Consider the following 7362-nt stretch of genomic DNA (forward strand, 5'->3'; position numbering starts at 1 on the left):
TGGACGTCGGGACATTGGGCGGCGGCGGTGGGCAGGGCGGAACCGACGAGGGCCGACGCGCCGAGGCCGGACGCCGCAGCGACTGCTGGAGCAACAAAACGGGCTATTTGACGTGCGATCATGCCGCAATGGTGCCCAATGAATCGAAGGCCTAAACAACGTAAGCCAAGGAAATTACCGCGAGTTCACACAGCGGCGTTCACCTGGCGGTATCCGGGCGAGATGGGTTGCGCGCGACTCTGATCCGGCGCCGGGCCCCCCGCCGGTCCGGTATCTCGCCCGACGAGGCGGCCAATGCCGGGGCGGTGCGTGCGGCCCGGACGGCGATGTGGTCTGCTAACTAGACGAGTCGAGCGCACGGTGAAGCCATCCGCCGATCCTCGACAAGCGGCTCGAGTGAATGCAGCGGCAGAGTTGAACGCAGTAGTGCAGGTCCTCAACAAGGTCACGGACCACTTGGCCAATCCGGCGCGGGTGTCGGATCCCGACAGGCTACGCAGCGCCGTCAGCGGTAAGACCGTTCTGGTCACCGGTGCCTCGTACGGAATCGGCGAGGCGACCGCCCGCAGGTTGGCCGCCGCGGGCGCCACGGTGCTGGCCGTCGCGCGGTCCGAGGAGCGGCTGGGCGACCTGGCGGCGTCGGTGAACGCCGCCGGCGGCCGCGCGATCGCCTACCCGACCGACCTCACCGACGAGGCGGCCGTCGGCGCGCTGACCAAGGAGATCACCGAGCGACACGGTGCGCTCGACATCGTGGTCAGCAACGCCGGCAAGTCGTTGCGCCGCTCGCTGCATGACCAGTACGACCGGCCGCACGACTTTCAGCGCACCATCGACATCAACTACCTGGGGCCGATCTGGCTGCTGCTGGGTCTCCTACCGGCCATGCGGGAGAACGGGCGCGGGCACATCGTGAACGTGTCCAGTGTCGGTGTGCGCGTCGTGCCGGGGCCGCAATGGGGCGCCTACCAGGCGTCGAAGGGGGCTTTCGACCGGTGGCTGCGCAGCGTGGCGCCGGAACTGCACGCCGACGGCGTGGACGTCACCACCGTCTACTTTGCGCTGGTCCGCACCCGGATGATCGAACCCACCCCCATCCTGGGGCGGCTCCCCGGCCTGTCGGCCGACGAGGCCGCCGACGCGATCGCCAAAGCCGTCATCGATCGGCCCCGCAGCAACGAACCGCCGTGGGTGCTGCCGGCCGAGTTGGCCTCGGTGCTGCTGGCCGGGCCGGCCGAACGAGCGGCCCGGCTCTGGTACCGACGGTTCTTCTCGGAGCGCGGCGCCCGCGAGGCCCGCCGATGACCGGCGAGGGGGTGGTCGGCACCGCGGCGCGGGCGCTGCTGCGGTCGCGACTGCTCGCCCCGCCGTCACCCGTTGCCACCCTGCGGCTGCTCCGGGAGGTGCGCCGGGGCGGCACCAACCCCTACACCCTGCTGGCGGTGACCGCCGCCCGCTGGCCCGACCGGGCGGCGATCGTCGACGACGATGGCGCCTGCGACTACCGCGAGTTGCGGTCGGCGACCGAGGCGCTGGCTCTCCGGCTCTCCCGTGACGGTGTGGGGCCCGGCGACGCGGTGGGCGTGATGTGCCGCAACGGGCGCGGTTTCGTCGCCGGCGTCTTCGCCGCCGCCCGGGTGGGGGCCGACGTGGTCCTGGTCAACACGGACTTCCGCAGCGACGCCCTGGCGTCGGCGATGAGTGCCCACCGCATCGGCACGATGATCGCCGACGGAGAATTCGGCGAACGCGCCCGCGCCGCCGGCCCGTCGGTCGTCCTCATCGACCCGGCGACGGTCACCGCGCGGGCGGGCGATCCGCGGCCCGGCGTGGCCGCCCCGGGCCGGATCGTTCTGCTGACATCGGGAACCACCGGCACGCCCAAGGGGGTGCCGCGCTCACCGCAACTGCGGTCCGCGGTGGGCGCGTGGGTGACCATTCTGGACCGGACCGGCCTGCGCACCGGGTCGCGAATCTCGGTGGCCATGCCCATGTTCCACGGGCTCGGGCTGGGGATGCTGATGCTCACCGTGGCCCTCGGCGGCACCGTGCTGACGCATCGCCACTTCGACGCCGAGGCCGCGCTGGCGCAGGCGTCGCTGCATCGCGCCGACGCGTTCACCGCCGTGCCGATCGTGCTCGCCCGCATCCTCGACCTGCCCGAGCGGGTGCGGGCCCGCAACCCGGTGCCCTACCTGCGGGTCGTGATGTCGAGCGGCGACCGGCTCGATCCCACCCTGGGGCAGCGGTTCATGGATGCCTACGGCGACATCCTCTACAACGGCTACGGTTCCACCGAGGTCGGGATCGGTGCCCTGGCCACACCCGCGGACCTGCGCGAGGCGCCCGAGACCGTGGGCAAACCGGTCGCCGGCTGCCCGGTGCGCATCCTGGACCGACACGGCAGGCCCGTCGGCGCGCGCGTCACCGGTCGCATCTTCGTCGGCGGCGAACTGGCCGGCGAGGGCTACACCGGTGGCGGCGCGAAGACCGTGATCGACGGCATGACCAGCACCGGCGACATGGGCTACCTCGACAACGCGGGCCGGCTGTACATCGTCGGCCGCGAGGACGACATGATCATCTCCGGCGGCGAGAACGTCTACCCGCGCGCGGTCGAGAACGCGCTCGCCGAGCACCCGGCCGTCGCCGACAACGCGGTCATTGGCGTTCCCGACGAACGGTTCGGCCATCGGCTGGTCGCGTTCGTGGTCTTGCAGCCGGGCAGTGACACCGACCCCGAAGCGCTGCGGGAGTACCTCAAGGGCAGGGTCTCCCGGTTCGAACAGCCCCGCGACATCACCGTCGTCGACAGCATCCCGCGCAATCCGGCGGGCAAGGTCCTGCGCAAGGAGCTGTCCGGCTGACGGCGCGCGGGTGCCGCCTCAGTCGTGCTTGGGTTCCAGGGCGGTGACCTGCTTGGCCAGCCAGTTGGGTGCCAGCACCGAGACGACGGTCGCGCCCGCGGTGGCGCTGATGACCCCGCTCCAGGCGACCGGGCCCAGCGGGGTGCAGCCGAAGAAGTGGCTGACGCCCGGGGTCTGGACGATGGCGACCAGCACGCCCGCGCTGCCCAGCGCCGTGCCCAGCACGAGCGGGCTGTGGCGGCGCGTCAGCAGGGTCTGCGCGAGCTGGGTGGTCACCAGCGCCGTCAGTCCCATGGTCGACGTGCGACGTTCGGTCCCCGGTGTCCAGCGCCCGATGGCCCAGGCCGCCGTCGCGCCCGCCGCCGTGACGGCGCCGCGGGTGACGATCTGCCGCATCAGTGGCGCGTCGAGGGACGGCGACGGCCCGGACAGCGTCGCCAGCTGGAATGCGCGGTGCAGCTGTTCGGCGTCGCGGTCGACTCCGTCGGCGGCCTCCTCCGGCTCGCGGTACTGCGGGGTGACGGCGACCGCCAGCGCGGGGAACATGTCCGTCAGCAGGTTCACCAGCAGCAGCTGGCGGGTGCCCACCGGGGCGCGGCCGGTGCCCAGGGCGGTGCCGATGAGGGTGAACAGCACTTCGCCGACGTTGCCGCCGACCAGGATGCTCACCGCGTCCCGGACGCCGCCCCACATGCCGCGGCCCTCGACCAGCGCGTCCAGCAGCACCCCGAGGTCGTTGTCGGTCAACACGATGTCGGCGGCCCCGCGCGCGGCCGACGAGCCGCGCCCGCTCACGCCGATGCCCACGTCGGCCATCCGGATGGCGGCCGCGTCGTTGGCCCCGTCGCCGACCATCGCGACCGCCTGCCCGCCGGCCTGCAGCGCCGCGACGATCTGCACCTTCTGCTCGGGGCTGACGCGGGCAAAGACCTGCACGTCGGCCGCGACTTTGGCGCGGTCCTCCTCGCCGAGCGCGGCGAGCTCCGCCCCGGTGATCTCCCGGGCGTCCGGCGGCAACCCCAGTTGCCGGGCGATCGCCCGCGCGGTCACCGGGTGGTCGCCGGTGATCAGCACCACCCGCCGGCCGGCTTCCACCAGCGCCTCGATCAACGGCCGGGCCGAGGCGCGCGCGGTGTCGGCCAAGCCGACGTAGCCGAGCAACTCGAGGTCGTGGGCGGCGGCGTCGACGGCGTCGGCGTCGGTCTCCTCCTCGCCGGTCGTGCCCTCCCAGTGGCGCTGCGCCACCGCCAGCACACGCAGGCCCTGCTCGGCCAGGCGCAACACCAGCGCCTGGGCGCGGTCCTGCTCGACATCGGAGTCGGCGAACCGGCAGCGCGGGAGGACCTCTTCGGGCGCGCCCTTCACCATCAGCATCGGCCCGCCGTTCCCGCCCGCGATGCCGATCGCGGCGGAGTAGCCGCGACTGGATTCGAACGGCACGTCCGCGAGCACCGTCCAGTCCGAAGCCCATTGCGCGTCAACGGCGTTGGCTGCCGTGAGGATCGCCTCGTCGGTGGCGTGCGCGTGGCCGCCTCCGTTGTGCGGCTGGGTGCTGCTGCGCGCCGCGGCCCGCAACACGGCGGCCGCCGCCGGGTCGGCCAGGTCGGGGAACGCGCCGTCCGCGTCGGTGCCGTGCGGGACAACGCTGACGGCGCGCAGATGGTTCTCGGTGAGCGTGCCGGTCTTGTCGAAACAGATCGTCTCGACCCGGCCCAGCGCTTCCACCGCACGCGGCGTGCGGACCAGCACCCCGCGCCGCGACAACCGCTGGGCGGCGGCCAGCTGGGCCAGGGTCGCCACCAGCGGCAAGCCCTCGGGGACCGCCGCCACGGCGATGGCGACCCCGTCGGCGACCGCCTGACGCAGCGATCCCTGATGCAGCAGCGCCAGGGCGGTCACCGCCGCGCCGCCGGCCAGGGTCAGCGGCAGCACCTTGCTGGTCAACTCACGCAACCGGGCCTGCACCCCGGCCGCCGACTCGACGTCGGCGATCGCCGAGATCGCGCGCTGCGCGGCGGTGCCCGCACCGGTCGCCACGACGATCGCGCGGGCGTGCCCGGCGACGATGGTGCTGCCCTCGAACAGCATGCTGGCGCGGTCGGAGTCGGCGACGGCCACGGGCTCGACCTGCTTGTCCACCGGCAACGATTCGCCGGTGAGGAAGGACTCGTCGACTTCGAGGTCCTCGGCGACCAGCAGGCGGGCGTCGGCGGGCACCACCTCCGGGGCGGCCAGGTCGATGATGTCGCCGGGCCGCAAGGACTTGGCGTGCACCGACACGGTCCGCTCGGCGGTGCGGGCCGCATCCAGCCGGCGGTGCGCGGTGGCGACCGCGGGGACGACGACCCGGCGCGCGTACTGGTCCTGCTCGGCGAACAGCTCGGCGACAGCGGCCTCGGCCCGCAGCCGTTGCACCCCGCCCGCGATCGCGTTGGCGGTCATCACGCCCGCCACCAACAGCGCGTCGACGCTGCTGCCGACGATCGCCGAGGCCGCCGCCCCGACGGCCAGGATGGGGGTCAGCGGATCGGCGAGTTCGGCCCGCGTCGCGGTCAACAGCCGTCCCACCTGGCTCGCGGGCCCGCGCAGCGGCGCGACCACGGGGTTGTAGGAGAGGTCGTCGAGCAGCTGCCGCCAGGGCGCCACGCCGGGCTCGACGGCCAGCGGCCGCGTGCGGCTGGCCAACCGGGCGTAGACGATCTCCGGATCCAGCGCATGCCAGGCGGTCAGCGGTTGCGGGGTGGGGTCGGCCAGGCGAAGCACCCGGGAGGCCGCGAAGGTGCCCTGGATGAGGGCGGCCGCGGCGGCCGCGTTCACCGGGTTGAGCCAGCGCTGCACGGCGAACGGGCTCAGGGTGCGCGGATCACCGGTGACCAGCAGCAGCCCCGCCAGCGTGCTGCCGCCCTTGGCCAGGCGCACCGCCGACTCCGTCGCCTCCCGGGCCACCGGCAGCGCAGACAGGATGCGCACCGCGGCGGCCAGGTCCGTGCCGGTGATGATGTCGGCCGTCCAGGGCGTCGCCGCCTGCGGGTCGTCGAGCGCCACCCCGACGTCGGCGATGGCCAGCGCGGCCAGCGTGTCAGTCGACGCGAAGTCGCGATGCAGCGCGGTGATCAGCAACACCGGCCCGCGATCCGTTCGCAGGTCGCGCACCAACTGCAGCAGCGGCGTGCCCGGTGGGTGGCTCACGGCGACGCTGGCGGTCAGGTCCTCGGTGCCGGCGACGTGGCGCAGCACCACCCGGGCGCCGGTCCGGTGCGCGATCTGCAGCAGCGGGATGGCGAACGGGTCGACCTCCCAGCCGACGTCGACGCTGCCCACCCGCTCACCGTCGACCACCAGGTCGGCGTGTTCGAGTCCCTGCGCCGGCGTGGCCGACGACTCCTGCGCCCGGACCCAGCGCAGCCGGGCGCCGGTGGCCGGCAGCTCGTCGGGGTCGGGTTCGGGCGCCTCCTCGCCGTGCAGCAACGCATCGGCGACCTCGTAGACGCGGTCCTCGTCCCACCCGGGCACGTCGCCTCGGGCCTGCAGCACGGCGCGGTTGTCGCCCCGCAGCGCGGCCCCGTCGACGACGACCACCTTGACCCGGTCCAGCCGCCGCAGCGCACCCGGGTCCAGGAACAGCTGCCCGGCGTTGGCCAGGCCGCGGCCCAGCACGGCCGCGAATGCCTGCCGGCCCGTGTGCGCCGCCCGGGGCACGCCTGCCAGCAGCGCGCCGGCCGCATCCTCGGTGCCGCCGCCGGCCAGCAGCGCACCCGCCGCGGCCAGCAGCGAAGCGTTGGCGGCCTGGTCGGCGTACTCCTCCACCGGCCCGGCCATCGAACCCTTCGCGGTGTCGATGGCGGCGTCGATGGCCCCGCCCACCACCACGTGGGACGCTTCTCCCGCCGCGGCGGCCGCCGAATTATGGCGGGGCGCTTGCGATTTCGGCCCGGCCGACGAGATCACCGGAACCACCGGCGCCTGCGGGCGGCTGGGCGAGGCCAGCTCCGGTTCGCGGTCGCGCCATCGCTGACGGTGCGCGGTGGCCTCGGAGACCTGCAAGCTCCGTTGGGCCAGATCCAGCAGCGGGGTGCCGACCGCCTGCGTCAGCCCGTTGGCCAGCGCGGTCGACGCGCTCAGGGCGATGTCGGTGCCGACGCGGCCCAGCCGCGATTCCAGCACGGCGACCACCCGCGGCTGATGATTCAGCAGGGCCGCGGCCGCGCGGGCGCTGCGCGGCGCGACGGGCAGCCTGCCCAGCCAGCCGGTCACCGCGGCGCCGATGGCCGCCACGTCCATCGCGGCGGCGCTGGCCGGCACCAGGATCGCCAACGGGTTTCCCGGGTCGGCGAACGGCGCCGTGCGAGGCGAGTCTTTGGCGGCGACCAGGGTCAGGTCCGCCGCCACGCTGCAGACCGTGTCCCTGACCCGGTCGAGCACGGCGTCGTTGTCGCCTTCGTTCTCGAATTCGACCACCAACCGCCCCAGGGCGCCCTCGACGTGGGCCGCGGCC

At 73.9% G+C, this 7362-nt stretch carries 3 protein-coding genes and 1 pseudogene; 2 read left to right on the forward strand and 2 right to left on the reverse strand.

The window, feature by feature from the left end; all coding sequences use genetic code 11:
- A pseudogene (locus tag A9X04_RS31545) lies at nucleotides 1-122 on the reverse strand (cutinase family protein); the annotation flags it as partial.
- Between the two features lie 292 nt (nucleotides 123-414).
- On the opposite strand from A9X04_RS31545, the gene A9X04_RS15300 reads away from it, so the two are divergent.
- Both A9X04_RS15300 and A9X04_RS15305 read left to right on the forward strand, forming a co-directional pair.
- Nucleotides 415-1305: an SDR family NAD(P)-dependent oxidoreductase gene (locus tag A9X04_RS15300; RefSeq protein WP_369807535.1), complete on the forward strand. Its 891-nt coding sequence runs from the start codon at nucleotides 415-417 to the stop codon at nucleotides 1303-1305.
- Nucleotides 1302-2867 (forward strand): AMP-binding protein, encoded by a 1566-nt coding sequence (locus tag A9X04_RS15305; RefSeq protein ID WP_067921840.1) that lies wholly within the window; start codon nucleotides 1302-1304, stop codon nucleotides 2865-2867. Before A9X04_RS15300 ends, A9X04_RS15305 begins: the two co-directional genes overlap by 4 nt.
- Before the next feature lie 18 nt (nucleotides 2868-2885).
- On the opposite strand, the gene A9X04_RS15310 is transcribed toward A9X04_RS15305, so the two are convergent.
- Nucleotides 2886-7362: cation-translocating P-type ATPase (locus tag A9X04_RS15310; RefSeq protein WP_067921843.1), on the reverse strand; the 4477-nt coding region annotated here is incomplete at its 5' end.

It is taken from the genome of Mycobacterium sp. E3247 (genome assembly GCF_001667785.1).
GTDB lineage: Bacteria > Actinomycetota > Actinomycetes > Mycobacteriales > Mycobacteriaceae > Mycobacterium.

Excerpts from the sequence above, each read along its gene's own strand:
- A9X04_RS15305 (WP_067921840.1), top strand. The coding sequence starts at position 1,302 with ATGACCGGCGAGGGGGTGGTCGGCACCGCGGCGCGGGCGCTGCTGCGG.